Consider the following 22,256-nt stretch of genomic DNA (forward strand, 5'->3'; position numbering starts at 1 on the left):
GCTTATTTTAGTTGACTAAACTCTTTTTAAAGAAATTTTAGCTTGACTTTTTGGTTCGTCAATTGAAATTACATATCCATCTAATTTTTGCCCAACACTTAAGTGATCTGCAACATCTGATACATAACCATCTGTAATTTCTGAAATGTGGATAAGTCCTTTGTAAGACTTACCATCAATAACAGCGTCACAGAAAGCACCAAAATTCACAATGTTAGTAATAGTTACTTGTACAATTTGTCCCATTAATAATTCTCCTTTACTTTATAACTATACACCCTTTTTAATATTTAATATATACATTTATCAATTAATTTTGATAATATTTTCCATAATTAACTAAACTATTTCTTTTTATACTTTACTAAAAGAAATTAAAAATTATAAGGATAATTTTTAATCAAAAACTCCTTCCAACCTGGATTTGGACTATGTTTTGGATAAATTTTTCAAAACTCATTTTGGGATTCTTTATAGCTTTTACCACCAATTAATTTATTTCTCACCATATACATAAATACAATTGATGGGCTTCTATTTACACCTCATAAGCAATGAACATAAATTTGCTTACTATTAATATTTTTTTCAATTTCAGATATTGCATCATTTATAGTTTCTATTTGCATATCCTTTAAATTAGAATAATCTTCAAATTTGTAATAAAAAACTCCTTTTTGATTATCTTTAAAGATATCTAGAATATTATTTGAACCATCAGAATAAAATAACTCTTCAGCACAACATAATCTAAGTTCAGTGCCTTTAGGAGTGCTATGCTGATCACCTAAATATAAATTATCTACAATTTTTTTCATATACATTTCCTCTACATAAGTATTTTATTATTAAATTTTAATTTTCTATTTTCTTTTTTTATTTCTTTATATGTTACTTATTAAAATGTAAAATATTTTATGATAATAAGTAATAAAAAATAGTGTTTGGAGGTATTGTTATGCAACTCGATTTTATTTGCCCAAAATGTGGTAATCATATTAATGAAGAAGATTTTGAACAAAGTGAAAAAAGCTTAAATAATTTACAAGAATTTTTAAATTCTAAAAAAGAAGAGTTTAAAGAAATATTAAAAAAAGAGTTATATAAAAGTTTTGAAGAAGCAAAAAGAAAAGATATTGAGCTAGAATTATCAAAACAAAAAGAGAGTTTTAACAAGCAAATAAGTAACCTAGAAAAAGAAATGCAGTTACTAGAGTCAAAAAAAGAGTTAGAAATCAATGATATAAACAAAAAATCAGAAATAGAAATTGCTAAACTTGAGCTTAAAATAAATGATTTTAACAAAAATAAAGAAAGTGAAATAGAAAAAGCCAAGTTTAGTGTTAAAGAAGAGTATCAAAAGTTAATAGAATCAAATTTAAATAAAATACTAGAATTAGAAAAAATAAATATTAATTTAAAAGCTAATATTGATAATATTGAAAATTTAAATAAATTAGATATTCTACGAGAAAAAGAGAATTTAAGAAATGAATATGAAAATAAGTTAAATATGCTAAACAATCAAATTAATGAACTAAAAGAAGCTAATTTACAGTTTAAGGTTATTCAAAACAAAACTAAGGGAGAAAATTTTGAACATGATGTTGAGGGAGAATTAAGAAAAGTTTTTGTTAATGACATAATAGAAAAAATAACTAGTCAATCAAAAAAAGCAGATTATTTGCAAACAATAAAAGAAGAAAATAAAGTGTTAGGTAAAATTGTTTATGAAGTGAAAAATGCAGAATGAAGTAATTCTTGAGAAAAAAAACTTATTGAAGATATGACAAAAGAAGGTTCGCAATATGGAATTTTAGTTGCAACTAGTTTCAACGATAAATACAGAGGTATACCATTTAAAGTATCTGATTTTAGTTCAAATATATATCTAACCGATCCAGATAGTTTTACCTTCGTTGGTAATATTATAAGAACTCTTATAATCACGCAAGCAAGACTAGAAGAAAAGTATGGATCTAATGATAATAATGAAAAAATTAAAAGATTTATAGATTGAAAAAATACTACTTTTAATACAATTTCAAAATTATTTGAAGATCAATTCAAGAGAATTGAGGATTCAGAGAACTCAATTTCTAAAAAAGTCGATGAAATAAGAATAGCAAGAGAAAAAATTTATTCAAACTGAATTAAAGTGGTTAAAAACTTTATTGAGGCGCTAAACATATAAAAAATCAGCTTTCGCTGATTTTTTATATGTTAGTCCATCAAACCTGCTTCATATAGTTTTTTAAAGTGACCTTCTTTATTTTTTAATTCATCAAATGTTCCTATTTGAACTACTCCTTGGTCTCTACCTAAAACTATAATTTTATCAACATTTTTAATAGTAGATAATCTATGTGCGATAGAGATGCTTGTTCTACCAACCATTAATTTATCTAATTCTTTTTGAATTTCTTTTTCAACAATATTATCTAAGGCACTTGTTGCTTCATCTAAAATTAATAGTTGTGGATTTTTTAAAAACATTCTTGCAATAACAAGTCTTTGTTTTTGTCCTCCAGATAACATAAATCCTCTTTCACCTAATATAGTGTTATATCCTTCAGGTCAAGTCATAACTAAATCATGTAGATTAGCTTTTTTGGCAGATTCAATTGCTTCGTCATCAGTTGCATCAAATCTTCCATACTTGATGTTATCAAGGACATTACCATATAAAATTTGTGGTTCTTGTTCAACATATCCAACTTTATCTAAATAACTTGCCATATTTGCATTTCTTAGATCAACATCGTTATTAATTAAAACTCTTCCTTTACTTGGATCATAAAATCTTAGTAATAATTTTGAAATTGTTGATTTTCCAGCTCCAGTTTCCCCAACAAAAGCATAACTTTTTCCTTTTTCAAAGGTAAAACTGAAATCTGGTAGTATAACTTTTTCAGGTTTTTCAGGATAACTGAATTCAACTTTATCAAAAATTATGTCTCCATTAATATCATTTATTTTTATTCCACTATCTTTGTCATAACTTATATTTAAAATTGATTTAGATGCTAGTATTTCATTTATTCTTGTTGAACTTGTTGATGCTTGCACTAGACCAGCAACCATTCTTGTTGTTTGCATAATCGGTCCAACCATTGTACCAACCCCACTAATAAATGAAGATAAAGTAATTGCTAGATAACTCGGGTTATCGTAGTAAATCAAAGCTGCTGCAATAACAATAACTATTTGTATAGAACTAACACCAACAGTTAAAATTGTTACAACTGTTGATTGAACTCTTATTAGAGCCCTTGTTTTGATACTATAGTCTTTATGAACTTCTTTGAAACGTTCTGTCTCATAATTTTCAGTTCCGGATGCTTTTATAAGTCTTATGGTTGATATCCTATCAGTAACATCACCATTTATTATTGTTATTGATTTTCTGACTTTTGTGGCAATTTTTTTAATTATTCCAAAAGTAGTAAATAAGACTATAAAAATTGTTGCCATTAATACTAAAACTACCAATGTTAAGTAACCATCAATCGTTAATAAGGTTGCAAGAGAACCAAAAAATGTAAATAAGGCAGAAAGTATCAAAACTGGCACTTGTTGCGCTTGATCTCCAATTATTTGCGTATCTGATACAACTTTTGTTAATATCTCACCAATTTTTTTGTCCGAATAATAACTCATATCTTGTTTCACAAGTCTTTCTAGAGTTTTATTTCTAAGTTCAATTTCTATGTTTTTACCCATTATTCCAGCAACATAGTTTGTTAAAAATGTTGCTATACCTAAAATAACAAACATAACCAGTTGTACATAAATAAAATCCATTCAACCAAGATGTAAACCAAATACATCTGAAAAATAGTTTTTTGAATCTTTTAAATATTCTTCGGTTATATTTCCGTTATCAATAATCTTTACATTGTTATCTTTTAAACCACTATTAATAGCTTCTGCATCGACTGTTTTACCTTGTGCTTGGTAACTATGAAAAATTATTAGTGCAGATGTAGGTGCTAATAAATTTCGCAACATATATTGTATTATTTTTGGACTTAAAACTGTCATTAATGAGGCAATAATTGCTATTATCACTATTGCTATTCCAACTAAGACATGTCTTTTTAAATAGTGAAAAATTATTTTGAAAAATGATCCCTTTTTCTTACTTTTGAATTTAACGTTTTCAGTATTATCTTTTTTTATGTTATTATTTGAATCTTTTTCTAATTCCTTCATAAAAACTCTCCTTTTCTAGTAAATCTTTATTTTATAAATTAAAGCAAAATTATAAATAATCACCATTTAAGCAATTTGTTAATTTTAAAAGTTTTGCTTTTTTATAATTTATTACGGACTTAAAGTGAGTTTTTTTAACTTTTTCAAGTAAATCAATAAAAAAAACTAACTGAATAATAAAAAATCGTTTAAATTTTTTACTAATTTTTTTTATAAGTAAAAAAATAGTATTTAAAATATGATTTTTATTTTCTCAAATAATAATTTCTAAATACATTATTAAAACACCCATAAGTATATTGATACCTGCAATTAAAAAATTTAGGATAAAAAATATATCAATGAGCTTTAGTATTCTTATATTACCAAAAGTTAATATTAAAGGAATATTCATAACCACAAATATCAAAGCTGTATATTTTAAAATAATTTCTTTTTTTATTATTTTTTTAGTTTCATTTATAAGTTCGTTAAGTGATTGAAAAATATCATAAAAAAAACTTTTTGAAATTACAATTAAGTGCAGTTTCAAAATTTGCATAAAAAACAACGCCAAAAACATCGACATATTCACATAAAAATTAGCTTTATTATAAACAATAATCAATGAGGCTAAAATTGTAAAAACAAAAAAAACTAAAGACATCTTTAATGAACAATTACTATTTTTGGAAATAAATTTAAATCTTTTTGTCATATTTACCTCTTAAATAAAAAATAACACTTAAACTTTACTATATGTATTATAGACTAATCATTATAAAAAAATTTTTTATAATGTGAAATAATGGCTTAAAATAGTAAAATTTTATCTGATATTTTTGATATTTCACTAGAAAAATTATTATTATCATTTAAATTATTTATTATTTTAATTATAAATATAAATTGATAATATATTTCAATAGCTACTTCTAACAAAAATAATACTCCATTTTTGACATCTTCTTTTAAAAATGGTTTCGCCTCATTATAAAAATCTATACCATCAATTAAATTAAAGTATTTTTCGATACTTTCAAAAAGTAATTTATAATTACCCCTTTTATCTTCTTTGTAAATATTAAGAATATCTAATAAATGTTGCTGGATTATATATAGAACACTTTTTTTATTGTAAAAAACATTATTTTGTATGCAATATCCTATATATTGATCAACTACTGTAAACATTCCTTTTCATAAATTATCCACAAGCTTTTTATTAAAATAATCATAACTATCTATCAAATGAGTTTTACAGTCGTTTTCTAAAAACATATCATTGTAAAAAATTATATTGTCTGCTGCTTTGAAAACTTTTTCTATTCTTATATTGTAAAAAAAGTATTTTTTATTAAAGTTTTCAGATACTTTTAAAGATTGACTATTCTTGTTCAAGAAATTTCAAATAATAAAAGGCTGATTTTTTTTATTTAAATAGATATCAATATTTTTTAACTTTTCTAAAAACTCGTTATTTTCAAATATTATGCTACATTTTTTTTTGAAATTTGAAAAAAAATGTCTAGATTTTGCATCAAGTATTTTAATCAATCAAACTGCTTTTTTTCTTTTGGCCCTATTTTTTTATTTTTTAAGTCATTCATAAATAGATTTTAAACATTATTTTGCTTTTTTTATTAATTTATTGCAAAATTACTATGTAGGAGAATAAGTAAATGAAAAATATTAAAGTTGTTGTTACAGATTTGGATAGTACTTTACTTTATAATGATAAGTTTGCCAATTTAGAGCAAAATAAGTATTTAAAAGAGTTGCAGAATAAAGGCATAAAACTAATATTTGCAACAGGAAGAAATTGAATCAAAACAAAAGATTGAGCTTTGGAATTAGAATTAAATAAGTTTGCAAATATTGTAGTTTGTGAAAATGGTTCATACATTACAAAAGTAGACAATTTAGAACCAATGATGATTGATTACTTAGAACCAAAAATAGCACAAGATATTTTTAAGCAACTAAACTCTGAAAATATAAAAGTTTATTTTCAGAAAATAGATGAACAAGATATATTGTATACCAACAAAGTAAATATCTTGAAAAATGAAAACGATGAGGTTAATATTAAAAACACTAAAAAGTTGGTTGAAAATATAAATGATATTGCTAGTTTTGAAAAAATAACTTTCTTTTTTTCGCAATTTAAAGCGGATTTAGATATGTATCAAGTTTTTGATGATATACAAAGTAAATACCATGAAGATATACTAATTGCTTGAGGTTTTTCAGATGATAGAAAAGAAATAGCATATATGATTTCTAATAAAAATGCTAATAAAGGTGATAAAACTTTAAAACTTATCGAAAGTCTTGGTTATAAAAATGAAGAAGTGATTTTTTTTGGAGATAGTGGTAATGACATACCTGCAATGAAAGTATTTATAAATAGTGTAGCTATGGGTAATGCTGATAATGAGGTTAAAAAAATAGCAAAATACACTACCGATCACTGTGTTGATGGTGGTATTATGAATTTCTTGAAAAAAAAATTGGAGTTGTAGTGATGAAATTAAAAAATATAAAAGTTATAATAACCGATTTAGATGGAACATTATTATTTAATAATAAATATGCTAGTGAAGAACAAAATGAATATTTGATAAATTTACAAAAAAAAGGTATTAAATTAATGATAGCCACAGGAAGAAATTGATTGCAAACAATTGATGTGGCAAAAACATTAAAAATAGATAAGTTTTTTAATAAAGTATTATGTGACAATGGTGTTTACTTATCAGATGTTAGCTCATTCAATCCAATATTAATTGATTTCGTTGATTCAAATGTTGTAAAGGAAATATTTGATAAATTAACCAAAGATAAAATAGCTGTTTTTTTAAAAAACTTTTATAACGAAAATATATTTTTGACAAACAGTTTTGGGTTAGAACATAAGTTTTTTTCAAGAGAAAATGAATTGATAAAAAATAATGAATTAAAATTTTTTGAGAATGTAAGTTTTATGTTTTCTCACTTTCCAATAGACTCGAAATTAAACATTTTTTTTAAAAAATTGAAAGATATATATCAAGAAAATATATCTGTTATTTGAGATTGCGATGATGAAAAAACACAAATTCATTACGTAGTTTCAAATATAAGCGCAAATAAAGGAATTAAGTCATTTAAGTTTTTGGAGAGTTTAGGTTATAAAAATGAAGAAATTATTTTTTTTGGAGATAGTGGTAATGACATACCTGCATTAAAGTTATATAAAAATAGTGTTGCTATGGGAAATTCTTTACAAGAAGTAAAAGATGCAGCTAAATACATAACAGATAATTGTCTCGATAATGGTATAATGAATTTTTTAAAAAAATATTTAGATTAAAAAAAAATAGAGTTATCTCTATTGTTTTTCATTATATACTCATTCAACGTCATTAGCTAGCATGTCAGATTGATAATTACTTAATTTAAATAAACTAGTTAAATAATTTTTATATAAATCTGTGTAAATAAATTTTTTAAATAAAAATATTTTAAAAATATAAAATAGTTCTAATATTTTTTCATCACTAAATTTTTTGTAATTTATTTTATCAAATTTAGCTTCTTCTAAAATTTTTCTTATTTTATTTGCTTTGCTATTTATGTCTAATTTATTTTTATTTAATTCTAGAACCTTAGCTTTTAAAGAAATTATTCTTTCTTGATTTAAATCTTCAATATTTATCAAATTTGAAAATAATAATAACTCTGATTCCAAATAAACCACAAGACTTAGATAAGTTGTTCTCATTTTTTCAACTTCATCATTTTTAAACATTCATTTTGGACTAACATAGTATTGAATAGTTTTTAAATTCATATTTTTAACATAGTGTCTAATATTATGTGAACTTAATTGTGATATTTTTTCTTTATTAAAGCTTTTTCTTAGTTTATCATTATCAGGTAATTTTCTTACTCTATTCATAAACCAATTTAAAAAAGTAGATATAATTCAAGATAAAATTAAGTTTATCAAAATTGTTACCATTGTTAACTTCATTGCACTGTATATTGAAAATATAAATATACCATCAGAAACAATTGCAGCAACTATAGAAAGTAGACTTATACTAACAAAAAGTCTTTCATTTACCAAAGGCACAGAAATAACATAATTAAGTTCTTTTAATTCCTTGGCCTTACGTCTTTTTGATCCTATCAAACCTGTTTTTATATTTCAGTCAATTGAAACTTCATCTTTTATATCAATTGTTGCGAATTTATAAATTTTAGATATAACAATGACCGAAACAATAATTACTAAAATTGATGTTATCAAATTAGGTATTATAGAAAATGGTTTGCTAGCAGTGATAAACTCAAATATTTTTGTTCCCACTATGTCTGAATATTTATCTACAAAATATGATTTGTCGTTTTGCATAAATGAATATATTAAACTTATTACTACTAAATGAATAAAAGTTAAAAAAATTAAAAATGAAAATCAAACCAATATTATAATTCTTGCTTTTTTTATTTCATGTAAATTAAACATAATACTCCTTATTTGTCATAAACTCCTAAACATTATAACTTAAAAAATAAATAAAAAAGGATATTACACCTTTTTTATTTATTCTTTTACAGCTTTTTCTTCTTTCATTAATCCTGCTTCGTAAAGGTTTTTAAAGTGCCCTTCTTGATTTTTCAACTCGTTGAATGTTCCCATTTGAACAACACCTAAACCTCTTGCTAAAACTATTATTTGGTCAACATTTTTGATTGTTGATAATCTGTGTGCAATAGAAATACTTGTTCTTCCCTTCATGAGTTTATCAAGTTCAGCTTGTATTTCTTTTTCAACAATATTATCTAAAGCACTAGTTGCTTCATCAAGAATTAATAATTGTGGATTTTTTAAAAACATTCTTGCAATAACAAGTCTTTGTTTTTGCCCACCTGATAACATAAATCCTCTTTCACCAAGCATTGTTTCATATTTATTTGGTCAACTCATAATTAGATTATGTAAATTTGCTTTTTTAGCAGCAGCAATAACTTCTTCTTCTGAAGCATTTGGGCTTGTATACATAATATTTTCTTTTGCAGTACCAAACATTATTTGTGGTTCTTGTTCAACATAGCCCACTTTATCTAAATATGATTTTAAATTCAAGTCTTTTAAATTATCTTCTCCATTTATAAGTATTTTACCTTCAGTTGGATCATAAAATCTTAGTAATAATTTTGCTATTGATGATTTACCGCTTCCAGTTTCACCAACAAAGGCATAACTTTTACCTTTTTCAAAAGTGAAATTAAAATTTGGTAAAACATTTACTTCTGGTTTTTCGGGATAATTAAATGAAACTTCATGAAAAACAATGTCTTTATCAATTTGTAGTAGTTCTTTACCCTCACCTTTATAATAATGAGCATCAAATCTTGGTTTTGAGTTTGTAATTTGGTGAACTCTTCTTGTACATTCATTTGCCATCATATAACCAAAAGCAAATCTTAACAATAAAAATATTGGTGAAGTCATAGTTCCCAAACCGGCAATAAATGTTGTTGCTATTATTACCAAGTGTTGTAGATCATTGCTATAAAAACCATAAGCAGATGACAGTACAATCAATTGAATAGACATTATTGTTAGAAATGCTCCTGTCAAAACAAAACTTAATCTTTTAAAGAACTTTTTAACAGTATCATAAAAATCTCCATGTATTTCTTGAAAACGTTTTTTCTCATATTCTTCAGTTCCACTAGCTTTTATTAATCTTATCACTCCGATTCTATCGGTTATATCTCCATTAACATAAGTTATAGTAGTTCTTAATCTCCCAATTCACATTCTTACTCTTTTTAAAAAGAAAAACATCATTGATAGACCAAACAGAACAAAGCTCATAGATATTAAACCAAGTTTTCAGTCAATGAATATTAAAACAATTGCTGAACCAATAAAGTTAAAGACGGCCATTAACATCATTGTCGGGATTTGACGAGTTTGTTCACCAATCAATCAAGTATCAGCTCCAATTTTAGTAAGAATTTCCCCAATTTTTTGATTACTGTAGTATGAAATATCTTGTTTAATTAAAGCTTTTAATGTTTCATTTCTTAAGAATATTTCTATATCTTTACCTAATTTTCCAACCGCTATATTTCTTGTAAAAATAAATATAGCCAATACCACATAAAAAACTAATTGTAGAGCAACTCAATCTTGCCAAGCAAATTGTCAAATAACAAAAGTTGTAGTTGCCCCATTTCCCAACCTTAAACAATTAAGTGTTTGTTGCATTAATAATGGTATTGAAACTGCCATAGCACTACCTAATATTGATAGGATAAAAATCAAAATTCCAAATCCTGGATGTTTTTTTAAGTATGAGAAGAGCAATCATAAATAACCATGTTGTTTTTTTTCCTCTAAAATACTAGATTGTATTTTAGATTTCGTTTTTTCTTCATAAATCATTTTACTTTCACCTATCCCATCAGTCCTGCATTATACAATTTAGAAAAATGTCCTTCTTTAACTTTTAACTCATCAAATGTACCTACTTGAACAATACCTCCAGCATTACCCCCTAAAACAATAATTTGATCACATTTTTTTATTGTTGAGAGTCTATGCGCAATAACAATTGTAGTTCTACCAATAACCAATTTATCTAACTGAGCCTGAACCTCTTTTTCAACAATGTTATCTAATGCACTAGTCGCTTCATCAAGAATTAATAATTCAGGATTTTTTAAAAACATTCTCGCAATAACTAACCTTTGTTTTTGTCCACCCGAAAAGATAAACCCTCTTTCTCCTAAAATTGTGTCATATTTATCAGAAAGAGTTAATATGAAGTCATGTAGTCTCGCTTTTTTTGCAGCCTCTATCACTTCGTCGTCGGTTGCATCAAATTTTGCATATCTAATATTATCCATAACAGTACCATATAATATTTGGGGTTCTTGTTCAACATAGCCAATTTTATCTAAATAACTTTGTAAATCAATATTTTTTAAATCTATACCATTAACAAGGACTTGGCCTTTAGATGGATCATAAAATCTTAAAAGCACTTTTGCGATTGTAGATTTACCGCTACCTGTTTCACCAACAAAGGCATAGCTTTTACCTTTTTCAAACTTGAATGATGTTACAGGTAATATTAACTTATTTGGTGATTCAGGATATATAAACTCTAAGTCTTTTATTTCGATTGTATCTATTTTATCAATTTTGATTGGGTCTGATACATAATCAAGAAGACTTTTTTGTGTATAAATGTAATTAAGTCTTCAGTTACAATTCATTGATCTTGATAAAGATCTTAAAATCATCGGCATCAAAAACATTGCTCCAGTCAAAATTGAAAGAGTTGAAACAAATGGAATTACTAAAGCGGATATTTGTTCAAGTGTGTGTGTACCATTATACAAAGCAATTATGCATATGGTTATGACTCCTGGTAATATTCAACCAAAAAAGTTAGCAAAAATAATTAATAAAGTCTCCAATCAAACTATTTTATTTATTTTTTTACCGTATTGTTCGTTATAACCTTTAATTCTATCAATCTCACTTAACTCAGTACCACTAGATTTGATAAGTCTAATATTCATAAGTCTATCTGTATTATCAGCATCAAGATTTTGTTTGTAATCCAATGATATGATAAGTGCTTTTTGATAAGCAAAAAAAACAATTAACGAAATTACAAATAATAAAATAAAAATTCCAACAGCTATTCCAGCTATAAAAGGATCTAATGAAAACATTATTATATTTATAGTTACAAACATAATGATCACATAATTTAAATTAGTAAATCACTCATTTAAACCATCCGCTGCTCCTTGTGAATCACCAATAATCTTAGTCATATAGTTACCTATTTGATGTTTTGAATAAAAACTTAGGTCCACATCTACCAAAGCTTTTAAACATTTAACTCTAACTCAAATTTCAATTTTTCTGGTTCAAATACCACCAACATAGTTTAATAAAAATTCAATACAAGCATATAAAAAAATCATAATCGAACCAACAGCAACTCAGCTATATCAATGCATATTTAATCCAAATATATTACTTCCACCCTCATTTGTAATGTTTTTAATTAGATTCGAAATTATGAGAGACATACCAGAAAAAAGTAAAGTATCTATTATTGACAGTCATAAAAAACTTCAAAATAAAGCTGGGTGTGCTTTTATAGCTCCTTTTAATAAAGCTCCATATTTTTTAAACTTATCTTTTGAAAAAAATTTTATTCTTTCCTCAATTTTTTGCATTTTTTCCTCCCTAAACTTGGTGCTTTTTAATTTAAATTTTTTAAATAAAGATTTATAATAAATTAACTTTCATATAACTAATTCAGACAAAACAAAGAATATTAATTTTTAAAGTTATATTAAACATAATTTATAAAAAACTTAAATATTAAATAAGATTTATTATATTATATACCTTTAAAAAAATAAAAAAAGTATTTTAAATTTTTTGAAATAAATACAATTTTTTATTTAATTTAAATATTTAAGTACTTTGTCATCCTTTAATTAAAGTTATTTTTAAAAAAACTAAAAAAATCCTCGTCTAAACTTCAATCCTCGCCTGTAAATGATGTATATAAATCACCTGTAACATTCAAATAATTATCAAAACCATGAACTGGACAAACATATTTACAATTTTCTATATTATGAGTGAATCTATTTATATCTTCAATATTAGTTTCAAAAAAAACTAAGTCTTTAGATATTTGTTCTATTTCTTCATTTGATATATTTTTATTTAAAGATAATTGTGCTAAATATGAAAGTTTATATGAAAATATTGCATAATAATACAATATTTTATAACTAGAATACATCCTTGCATAACTCCCATTATTATGAATTTTTTTCAAAAAACTTTGATCTTTCATTTTTATATCATATGAATCAATTAGTTCAATATAATCAAAAAATAAGTTATTACTACTCTCAAAAATATCATAAAATTTTCATAAATCTATAGTGCTATCATACTCCATTAATTTTTTATTTATTTCATTAAAGGGAAAGTCAATTTTGTACTCTTCTTTTATATTATCAAATTCAACAAGAACTTCTTCTACTTGTAATTTAAAAATAGCCGCCAATAAATTACAAAACATTCTTAATTCTTTCGCATTTTTTAATATGTTATGCATTTTGACTTGTATTGACGCATGTTTTAAAATTGAATAGTAAGTTTTGTAATTAATTAAAAAGTTTCTTAAATCATCTAAAATATTTTGTGTATAAATTATTCCTTCTTCACTATTATACTTATTATATAATTTTTCAAAACTTTGAGTAAAAACTAAAATATCACTTATTTTATTAAACTCTTTTACTTTTTCAAGTTTTTTTATCAGCACTTTTGAAGATGGAAAAACCTTATTTGCATACTTTTTAAAATCATCAAAAACTTTATTTAAAAAGCATACATATATATACTCATAGTCAAAATTTATTTCTTTAACCTTCATAAACAACCTCTTGAACTCATTGTTAATCTTTTTTAATTTATATAACTTATTATATATTTTTTTAAAAAAAATAGCATTAGAATAACGGAAGTTAAGTAGACCATTTGCAAATATAATAAATGGTCTTTTATATATTAAAATTATATTTTATTTGTTGTAAATTATTGTAAATATTTGAGAACTTCTTAAAATAATAATAAAAATTTTCCTTATTTTCAAATTTATTACCAAAAGTTTTATAAAATTTTTGTTTAATTCATCCATTTAGACTTTCGGTTGGTGCATTATGTTTAAAGCCTTTTTTAGACATAGAATGAACTATAAAATCATTTTCATTTACATAGTTAAAAATAAGCTCATTAGCAAAGGCAGAACCTCTATCAGATTGTATTATCTTTTGATTTGCTTTTTCAATGGCATAGTTATTTGTTTCTTTAAAAACAGATAATGCACTATTTGAATTTTCACTTTTATCAAAACTATAACTAACTATAGTTCTTTTTTCTCAATCATATGATATTAAACAATTAATTTTACTTCTGTTTTTTCCATTATTTAAAAATATCTTAAAGTTTGTTCCATCCATACCAATTATATTTGGTCGACTATAATTCATTTCCACCAAGTCTTCTCTAACATAGATATTATGTTTTTTTGATTCTGATTTCTTAACACTACGTTTCTTTCTACTTGGATTATTTAATATTCATGGATGATCTACTCTAATTTTTCTAATCATTTTTTCAGATACTTTTACGCCTTTATTTACATAAATTCACTTACTTATTAAATTTGCGCCGCTTGCTAAACTATTATTTTTTAGATTATAGTCTATTATTAGTTTTTTGGCTATTGTATATTTAGGACTATTAAAATTTGGTAAATCATTAAAATATAGACCATTTTTAAATATAATTATTGGGTTCTCTAAATTATTTTTTAGTTTAAACTTAGAAAATGTATTTTTATGAATTTTAAAATAACTAATTAATCTATTAGTCCCCATACCATGCTTAGCAATAAAATAATATATTTGACAGCATGCATAATGTTTATAAGCTTTTGTTGCCATTATCATTATCTTGTCCTTCTTGCTCATCTTCAACATGTTCAACATTATAGTTGCTGTGCAAGAAGGTATGGACTTTTCCAAAATTTCTTTACTTGCCATTGCTAATATCTTTTCTTCTTTTTCGAACTTTAATTGTTTTTCTAAAAGTCTAATTTTTTCTTTTAAAACTTTATTTTCTTTTTCTTTTGTTTTTAAATCCTTATATACAAATTCTTTTTTTAATTTTTTACTCATTATTTCAACTTCTTTGCATGTTTTAATTCTACTATCATAATGAGTAAGTTTACTTTTTTTATCTCAAATTCTTATTAATTGAGAACCAGCCTTAATATTCATTTCTAAAGCGATTTTATCTAAATTTTCTCCTGACCAATACCTTTTTAAGGCATTCTTTTTTAAATCTTCACTATACTTTCTAGGCATATTTTCCTTTCTAATATAAAAACCAGTTGTATATACAACTGGTCTACTTAGCTTCCTTTTTTCTATTTCAAAATACTATTTAAATTAATGCTATTTTTTTGAAATATATTCTATTATAAGAATAAGTTAAAATATTTTCTCTAATATATATTTTATTTTTAAATTCAAATTTAAAAATGTTTATTACGATATTTTTATCCCCTTTTTGACCATATAATGTAGGAATATACTGTGTAAAATCATCTCGATCATCACTATACTCAAATTCTTTTATATTTTTAAGTTCTATAAAATTATTTTTGAATATATCGAAACTAGAAACCACATTTCCTTCAATTGTTAAAAAATCTAAATATACATTATTTGCCAAACGTAGATTTTTTGTACAATTATAATCTTCTTCAAGAGTAAAATTTTTTTCATTTATATTAAGCCTTTTTTGAATTTTACTTCTACCATTATCATATAACTCTGGATTTATTTGCAAAAATTCATTTATAAAAGATTTGTCATTTATTGATTCCACATAATTCAATCTGTTTAAATCACCTTCAATATGACATGACTGAGAATTAATTGATAATGTTATTGTATTTAATCCTGTTGTTGTAATTGCTAAAAAGTTAAGTAAAGTTTTCATATATACATCCTACTGCTTCAAAATTCAATCAAGACATTTTTGTAGAAATTGTTCTTCACCAATTTCTTTTTTATTTTCGAGCTTGATTGAAATTATTTTTTCTACCAATCGTATTATACTTTCATCATCTAAATAAAATGTCATTTCTTTACATTTTTTTAAATTGAATATTTTTAATTGGTAATCCTTATATTCTTCAAAATTTTCATTTTTTAATATTATATATTTATAAACTAAAAGTTGTAACATACTGGCCAATGAAACTTCATCTGTAAATTTAAAATCTCATATTGTTTTGGTTTTATGATCAAAACAACTAGCCACACCATATAACTCAATACTTTCAGTTTTTAATTCCAAATTTAATTCAAAAGTTGTATCATCAGATAAAATACTTTCATATAATTTAAATGCTGCAACTTTTTGTTCATCAGTAATTCAACTATTTTTTTGTATTTGATTTAATTTAAAAAATTTATGTTCTTTAAAAACATACACTATTAAAACTAACTCCATTAAGTTAAAGTCATTATTTTTGTAATTATCAATAAATTTTTTTATACGCTCTTTATATGGTAATAGATAACTTAATTCCCCTTTGTAGTTTTCAACATTTATCAATTCAAATATGCTTTCAATTTTAGATATAAAATCATCAAGTTTATTTTTTTTATATTGATAATACATCTTGAAAAATAAAGCATTTAAAATATTAACGTTTTCTGTATAAAGAATTTGATTATCTTTTTCTTGTTTGTAGTAACTTATATTGCTTATAACTTCATTAAAATCATAATTAGAAACAAGATCTTTTTCATAAAACCTAAGACCTTGCAACTCATTTTTTAAATTAGTTATCAATACACTCCTAAGTAGTGTTTTAACACTATATTTATATTTTTTACCTTTTAAAGCTTCTTGATATTTATAGTCTGGTTCATCTAATATTTCTTTTCATTCATTAAACTTGTCATCTTCTAATGTAGTAGACACACATTTCAAAAGATTTTCTTTGTTTAAAAAACGCAAAGGACTAGACAAATAATCATTTAATATTATAGTTTTTTCCTTACCTCTAGTAAGTCCTACCATATGAAAGTTGGTTGGTTTTTTATTATGCACATCTTGCATAACATAGTCCAGATACTCATTATCATAATCAAATAAAATTGCTACTTTTCTTTCAAAACCTTTTGAAGCTAGCACAGATGTAGCTACAATTTTATTTTTATAATCACTCACACTTACTTCATGATCTAGATGATTTTGTTTATATATTAAATGGTCTTGAGAAGATAAAAAATTTAAAAAGTTTGAAAAGTGACTTTGCTCATAGTATCTATATGCATAAGTGACGATTATAATTTCTTCATCTTTATATTTGTCAAAAATTGGTTCTAATTTTTTATATAAATCATACACATCTGCAGAATCACAAACAATATAATTAAAAGAATTATTTATAGATATATCACTTTCAATATAATCTTTTTGATAGTATATTTTATTTAAAAAATCTGTAATATCTTTTGTTAGCCTTAAACTTTTTGATAAATGTGCTTTTTTTCACTCTCTATCATTAAACTTAAATACCGCTTGAGCATTATCAAGAAATCTTGTATCAGAACCTTTAAATCTATATATATTTTGATCAGCATCACCCATAACAACTAATTGAGAGTTTTTATAGGTTTTAGCAAGCACTTTAGTCAAACATTTATAAATAGAAAAATCAAGGTCTTGAGCCTCATCAATTATAATTATGTCATAATTAGGTAATTCATCTAATAATGTGGTATTGTTTTCAATCAAGTGAATTAAATCTAAATCAGTTTTTATATCCTTATCGGTTGAATAAGAGTTTTGAAAAAAAGTATTAAATGATTTAACTTCAATATTATTCAGATTTTCTTTTTCTGCTAATATTTTGTATTCAACTGCTAACTTTTGACTATATGTTAAAAACAAAATGCTTTTTTCAGAATTACTTTGAGCAATTATCAAACCAAGAGTAGATTTACCCGTACCGACTTTGGAATTTAATTCAACATTATAACCTTTATTGATATAGTCTAATATTTTTCTTTGTTCATCTGTTGTTATATACATTTAATATTTCCTTTCTATATATAAGTTTTTTAAAAAAAATTTAATTAATGATTTTTGAAATGGTTATCTAAAAGCATTCTATATTTATTTAAAAGTGTCATCAGCTCTTGACTATTTTCCCTTCCACTATCTGGATGAAATGCTCTTGCTAACTCGCGATATCTTTTCTTAAATTCTTCATAGGTTGTGTTACCACTTAAATTAAAAAACTTAAGTGCATTTTGTAATTCTTGATTATTATAATCTCCTTCATTATAGTTATTTTCATTTTGATTACTACTATTATTTTTATATGCTTCTTTTCATCAATCTTCTCAATAATAATACTCATTTTTTAGATCTTTTGAATTTCTAAAATCTGTTGCATTGTCTTCAGAACCTTGATAAAAATTCTTGTTTTGTCTACTAAATTCTTCAAAGTTTTCTCTGTTGTTTTTATACATACTATTTCTTGAATTATAATCAAATGTATTTGTATTATCATCAAAATTATTTGCAAAATCTTGATTTATAAACATTCTATTTTGTTCAATAGTAATATTTGGATTTAAAGTTCAATCATTTGCAAAAAAACTGTTTGAGTCTTCCATAAAACTTGCATTTGAACCTAAAATGTTTGCAAAACTATCTTTATTATTTAATTTATTTAAGCTTGATATATCTTCTAATAACTGACAAACTTCTTCAAATAACTCAAACAAATATTCTGTGTATTTTTCATAGTAAGGTTTCCCCATTTCTATTATATCTATTATGATTTTTTCATTTTCTTTTCCCTCAAAATTCATGTTTACAGCTGTACTTAATTTTGAAACAAAAAAACTTGTTAACTCTTGTGACAATTTTAGTACTGTTAAAACAAAAAATTTATCTTTAAAAAGATCTATTTGATAAAAATGATTGAACCTTTTTACATTTTGATTTATGGTATAAGCTAAATATCTACAATATTTAAAAAAGCTTGTTTTAAATAGATTTCTGCTATATGTATATTTAATTGTTTGATAAAGTCAATCATCTAGCTGATCATCTTCAATATAAGATGGATATAACTTTAAATTAAATTCATTTCCTTGAATATTTATTTTATATTTAGAAACTTCGTTTCTTGTATTTAAAGGATAAAATGACTTTCCTAAAGTTCAGTTATATTGACCTCTTATTGACGAAAGAACTAAATTATCTACATTTCCTTTAAAATTATCCGAATGCTCTTCAGAAATATTTTCGGGATATCAAAATAAATCTCGATAATCAAATAATTTATTAGCTCTTAAAGTATAAGCTGGATTATTAGATAACAATTCATTAACTCATTCCTTATTGAATCTACCCATAAAATACCTCCAATAGTTTAATTATACCTAAATATATATAGATTTTTAATCTTTTGCGACCAATATTTTCTTGAAATAACCCTTGAAATGAGGTATTCTTCTAAATTTCCTCTTTTTTTATACTTTCTAAAAATAGATAATATCCTTCAACTCCTGAATCAATCAAAGCTTCACTTAATTCTTCTTCGCTTTTATAACCTTTTTTAAATAAAGTGGTTTTAAAATCATTTGCAAGTTTTGACATAGTAAATTCATAAATTTTTAGTATTTTTCTAAAAACAATTTCTGATATTATGAAATCTTCTTGATCTTCTTTTAAATTTTCTACAAAGTCGTTCAAAACATTAATGCAATAAAATTTAAACTTAGTTATTGCAGCGATTTGAGATAAACTTATCAATTTAGAACAATTTATTTTTCCGTACTTTTTAATAAACTCATTTTCTTTAAAATTAAAAAATATATTTGTAGATTCTATTTTATTTTCTAAAACTACTATGTCAAAATCTGAGTTTTGAAAACTAAAAGATAAAAAATCTATAACAGAGTTAAAACTTGCTTTATGTTTATCTATAATTTTTTGTATTGCTTGAAACTTATTTTTTTCATCAACAAAACATGTATGTTTTCAATAATTTTTTTCTTCTAAATTTAATGAAGACTTCAAATTCAAATCTACTTCACTATCTGAACTAAAGTTTTCTGGATTATAAACTGGAAAAACATGTTTAATCGGTGGTAGAGGTATAATATCCTCTATTTTTAAGCTTTTAAAACCCTTATTTTCTTGTGTTAATTCAGTCTTTAAATTTTCTTTATTTTTGCTATCTTTCAAATTTAATAAATATATAGAATAACTATTTAAAAACAAAATAATAAAAAAATTAAAATAGTAAAAAAATACTATCGCATCAGCAATTTTAACTAATACCAAACTGGTATTTCTATAATAAAAACCTGTTTCTTGATCTAATATTCAATAATTTGCAAATTCTCCTTTTGGAATAATTCTGTCGCTAAAATCAATATCAAAATCAGCTTTTATTAATTTTATTAAAAATATAAGATTTAATATTATTTCTAAAAATAAAAATAATATCAATGTCACTATGGCAATTGTAACTAAAACATATATTTTTGAGCTTATTTTTGATTTAAAAAAATTTACTCAAATATAAAAACCTATTATTAAATAAACTACACTAAAAACAGATGTACCAATTTTAAATAAACTTAAAGAACTTGTGTCATTTATTAAAGAATATGAATCATTAACATTTCTAAAAGCAGCCTCTATCTGATCTTCATAAAAATCTCTATCATAAAAAAATCTTGTAAAATGATAGATTACAAAAAAACCAAGGACTAAAAAAGACATGTGCATGACATGAATTGTTTTTCTAAATAAAGCGCTTTCTTTATTTTTAACACCCATTTTTGCTTCCATCAATTTTTCCTCAAACATCAACTCTTTTTTTATTTTATCAAAAAATATGCATTTTAAGGTATTAAATAAAATTAAACTTATAAAATGCTTATTTTTTTTAAATGTGATTATTTTTTAGCTATAAAAGTTATAGTTTTGATATTTATTAAACTTTTAAAGTTATAGTTTATTACTACTTCAATATCTACAAATCCAATACTCTTTAGCATATTTTTAAACTCATTAACTCCGTATCAACTTATTTTTATTTTTTGATTTTCTACATGTTTATCTTCATAGAAATAATCTATTTCATTAATGGTGAATTGATACAATCAATCAATTTCTTTACTATAATTAATAACTTTTAATTTTTTATTTTTTAGATTATGAATCATTTCATGTTTATAACCTTTATGAAAATCATTTGGTCAGATAAGGTCAATAGCTAACTTTCCATCTTTTATTAAATTGCAATAAAAATTTTTTAAAACTTTTATAGCTTTTTCATAACTTTCTATTAAACAAAAACTTGCATTAGGCATAATTATAAATTCATAATAATCTTGTTTTATATAGTCACATAAATCTTGCTTAATTATTTTTGCAGAAAGGTTATTTATGTTTAGATTCTCGTTACACAAGTCTATCATTTCATCTGATTTATCAATACCTTCTATATCCATTTTATACTTTAAAAATGGTATCAATAACCTCCCATTACCTACCCCTGCTTCTAAAATTTTTCCTTCAATAGGTAATAAAAGGTTTTTATAAAATTCCAAATCTCCATCAACACTTGTTCCAGGAGGTTTTGTGTCATTATAAAATAAACTACTATATTTTAAGTACTTATTTTCCATTTGAATCTCCAATTTTAAAAAAAATATTACTAAACTACATTGAAACTTTTTAAAAAAGCATAGATAACTTCTGAAATTTTATTACTTGCTTTATTTAAAATTTCATTAAATTGATTTTCGTTTGATTTTTTTGTTAGAACATCACTTATAATTTTTATTGCTAATATCGGTTTATTAAATAAGTAAGCTGATTGAAAAAAAGCACAACACTCCATATCAACGATTTCAATTTTAGTTTTAATCGGTTTTATTAAAGTATTTACAGCTTCAGAATTATTAATAAAAATGTCACTTGTGGCTATATTTAATTTTTTAAAGTTTTTTATTTGACTAATTTTTTTTGATAGTGATTGGTCAGATGTATAAAATGCAGGCATTTTTGGAATTTGACCGTATTCATATCCAAAACCAGTTGTATTGGCAGAACTATAAAAAGCTTTATCAACTAAAACAACATCTAAAACATTATTTTCATCAGAAATACACCCTGCAAGACCAGCATTTATATATATTTCTGGATTAAACTTGCCATCAATATAAGTAAAACATGATGATGCATTTGAAATGCCAATTCCACTTATAGCAATTATAATGTTATTTTTTTTAAACACTAAAAAAGGTTTTTCAATTATTAAACTTGGATTCAATTTATATATTAATGGTTGAGCTTCATCAATCATTGCAAACAAAATGCATAAATTCAT

Annotated in this window: 19 protein-coding genes; 3 read left to right on the plus strand and 16 right to left on the minus strand. The window is 23.8% G+C overall.

Annotation, left to right across the window (positions count from 1 at the left end; genetic code table 4):
• Positions 1-15 precede the first annotated feature (15 nt).
• Positions 16-246, minus strand: a complete 231-nt coding sequence (locus tag SHELI_RS03260; RefSeq protein WP_069116645.1) for a S1 RNA-binding domain-containing protein — start codon at positions 244-246, stop codon at positions 16-18.
• Between the two features lie 128 nt (positions 247-374).
• Complete coding sequence (locus SHELI_RS03265; RefSeq protein ID WP_084449247.1) at positions 375-818, minus strand: protein-tyrosine phosphatase family protein; 444 nt, start codon at positions 816-818, stop codon at positions 375-377.
• A gap of 140 nt (positions 819-958) precedes the next feature.
• On the opposite strand from SHELI_RS03265, the gene SHELI_RS03270 reads away from it, so the two are divergent.
• Positions 959-2,194: a DUF2130 domain-containing protein gene (locus tag SHELI_RS03270; protein ID WP_069116649.1), complete on the plus strand. Its 1,236-nt coding sequence runs from the start codon at positions 959-961 to the stop codon at positions 2,192-2,194.
• Positions 2,195-2,223: 29 nt separating this feature from the next.
• On the opposite strand, the gene SHELI_RS03275 is transcribed toward SHELI_RS03270, so the two are convergent.
• The 3 genes from SHELI_RS03275 to SHELI_RS03285 all read right to left on the minus strand — a co-directional run bounded on the left by SHELI_RS03275 (position 2,224) and on the right by SHELI_RS03285 (position 5,751).
• Positions 2,224-4,215, minus strand: coding sequence for an ABC transporter ATP-binding protein (locus SHELI_RS03275; RefSeq protein ID WP_069116651.1), 1,992 nt, complete (start codon positions 4,213-4,215; stop codon positions 2,224-2,226).
• Positions 4,216-4,264: 49 nt separating this feature from the next.
• Positions 4,265-4,912, minus strand: coding sequence for a hypothetical protein (locus SHELI_RS03280; RefSeq protein ID WP_069116653.1), 648 nt, complete (start codon positions 4,910-4,912; stop codon positions 4,265-4,267).
• A gap of 95 nt (positions 4,913-5,007) precedes the next feature.
• Entirely contained in the window at positions 5,008-5,751 is a 744-nt protein-coding gene (locus tag SHELI_RS03285; protein ID WP_069116655.1) for a hypothetical protein, read from the minus strand.
• A 125-nt stretch (positions 5,752-5,876) separates the two neighbouring features.
• On the opposite strand from SHELI_RS03285, the gene SHELI_RS03290 reads away from it, so the two are divergent.
• Together SHELI_RS03290 and SHELI_RS03295 are read left to right on the plus strand one after the other, a co-directional pair.
• Positions 5,877-6,719, plus strand: coding sequence for an HAD-IIB family hydrolase (locus SHELI_RS03290; RefSeq protein ID WP_069116657.1), 843 nt, complete (start codon positions 5,877-5,879; stop codon positions 6,717-6,719).
• A 2-nt stretch (positions 6,720-6,721) separates the two neighbouring features.
• A complete protein-coding gene (locus SHELI_RS03295; RefSeq protein ID WP_069116659.1) occupies positions 6,722-7,549 on the plus strand; it encodes an HAD-IIB family hydrolase in 828 nt (275 codons plus the stop codon).
• An 18-nt stretch (positions 7,550-7,567) separates the two neighbouring features.
• Here SHELI_RS03295 and SHELI_RS03300 read toward each other — a convergent pair whose 3' ends face one another.
• From SHELI_RS03300 to mtnN, 11 genes are all read right to left on the minus strand, one after another.
• Entirely contained in the window at positions 7,568-8,710 is a 1,143-nt protein-coding gene (locus SHELI_RS03300) for a hypothetical protein (RefSeq protein WP_069116661.1), read from the minus strand.
• Positions 8,711-8,788: 78 nt separating this feature from the next.
• Positions 8,789-10,642 (minus strand): ABC transporter ATP-binding protein, encoded by a 1,854-nt coding sequence (locus SHELI_RS03305; RefSeq protein WP_069116663.1) that lies wholly within the window; start codon positions 10,640-10,642, stop codon positions 8,789-8,791.
• An 11-nt stretch (positions 10,643-10,653) separates the two neighbouring features.
• Positions 10,654-12,459, minus strand: a complete 1,806-nt coding sequence (locus SHELI_RS03310; RefSeq protein ID WP_069116665.1) for an ABC transporter ATP-binding protein — start codon at positions 12,457-12,459, stop codon at positions 10,654-10,656.
• A gap of 263 nt (positions 12,460-12,722) precedes the next feature.
• On the minus strand, positions 12,723-13,682 hold the full coding sequence (locus SHELI_RS03315) for a hypothetical protein (RefSeq protein WP_069116667.1): 960 nt from the start codon (positions 13,680-13,682) through the stop codon (positions 12,723-12,725).
• Positions 13,683-13,809: 127 nt separating this feature from the next.
• Positions 13,810-15,177, minus strand: a complete 1,368-nt coding sequence (locus tag SHELI_RS03320; protein WP_069116669.1) for a hypothetical protein — start codon at positions 15,175-15,177, stop codon at positions 13,810-13,812.
• 79 nt (positions 15,178-15,256) lie between these two features.
• Positions 15,257-15,817, minus strand: a complete 561-nt coding sequence (locus tag SHELI_RS03325; RefSeq protein WP_069116671.1) for a hypothetical protein — start codon at positions 15,815-15,817, stop codon at positions 15,257-15,259.
• Between the two features lie 9 nt (positions 15,818-15,826).
• Positions 15,827-17,926 (minus strand): UvrD-helicase domain-containing protein, encoded by a 2,100-nt coding sequence (locus SHELI_RS03330; protein ID WP_069116673.1) that lies wholly within the window; start codon positions 17,924-17,926, stop codon positions 15,827-15,829.
• Positions 17,927-17,970: 44 nt separating this feature from the next.
• On the minus strand, positions 17,971-19,263 hold the full coding sequence (locus SHELI_RS03335; RefSeq protein WP_069116675.1) for a J domain-containing protein: 1,293 nt from the start codon (positions 19,261-19,263) through the stop codon (positions 17,971-17,973).
• A 100-nt stretch (positions 19,264-19,363) separates the two neighbouring features.
• On the minus strand, positions 19,364-20,710 hold the full coding sequence (locus SHELI_RS03340; RefSeq protein WP_069116677.1) for a hypothetical protein: 1,347 nt from the start codon (positions 20,708-20,710) through the stop codon (positions 19,364-19,366).
• A 107-nt stretch (positions 20,711-20,817) separates the two neighbouring features.
• Positions 20,818-21,552: a class I SAM-dependent methyltransferase gene (locus SHELI_RS03345; protein ID WP_069116679.1), complete on the minus strand. Its 735-nt coding sequence runs from the start codon at positions 21,550-21,552 to the stop codon at positions 20,818-20,820.
• Positions 21,553-21,581: 29 nt separating this feature from the next.
• Positions 21,582-22,256: a 5'-methylthioadenosine/S-adenosylhomocysteine nucleosidase gene (gene mtnN, locus SHELI_RS03350; RefSeq protein ID WP_069116681.1), complete on the minus strand. Its 675-nt coding sequence runs from the start codon at positions 22,254-22,256 to the stop codon at positions 21,582-21,584.

The organism is Spiroplasma helicoides (assembly GCF_001715535.1).
GTDB classification, from domain to species: domain Bacteria; phylum Bacillota_I; class Bacilli_A; order Mycoplasmatales; family Mycoplasmataceae; genus Spiroplasma_A; species Spiroplasma_A helicoides.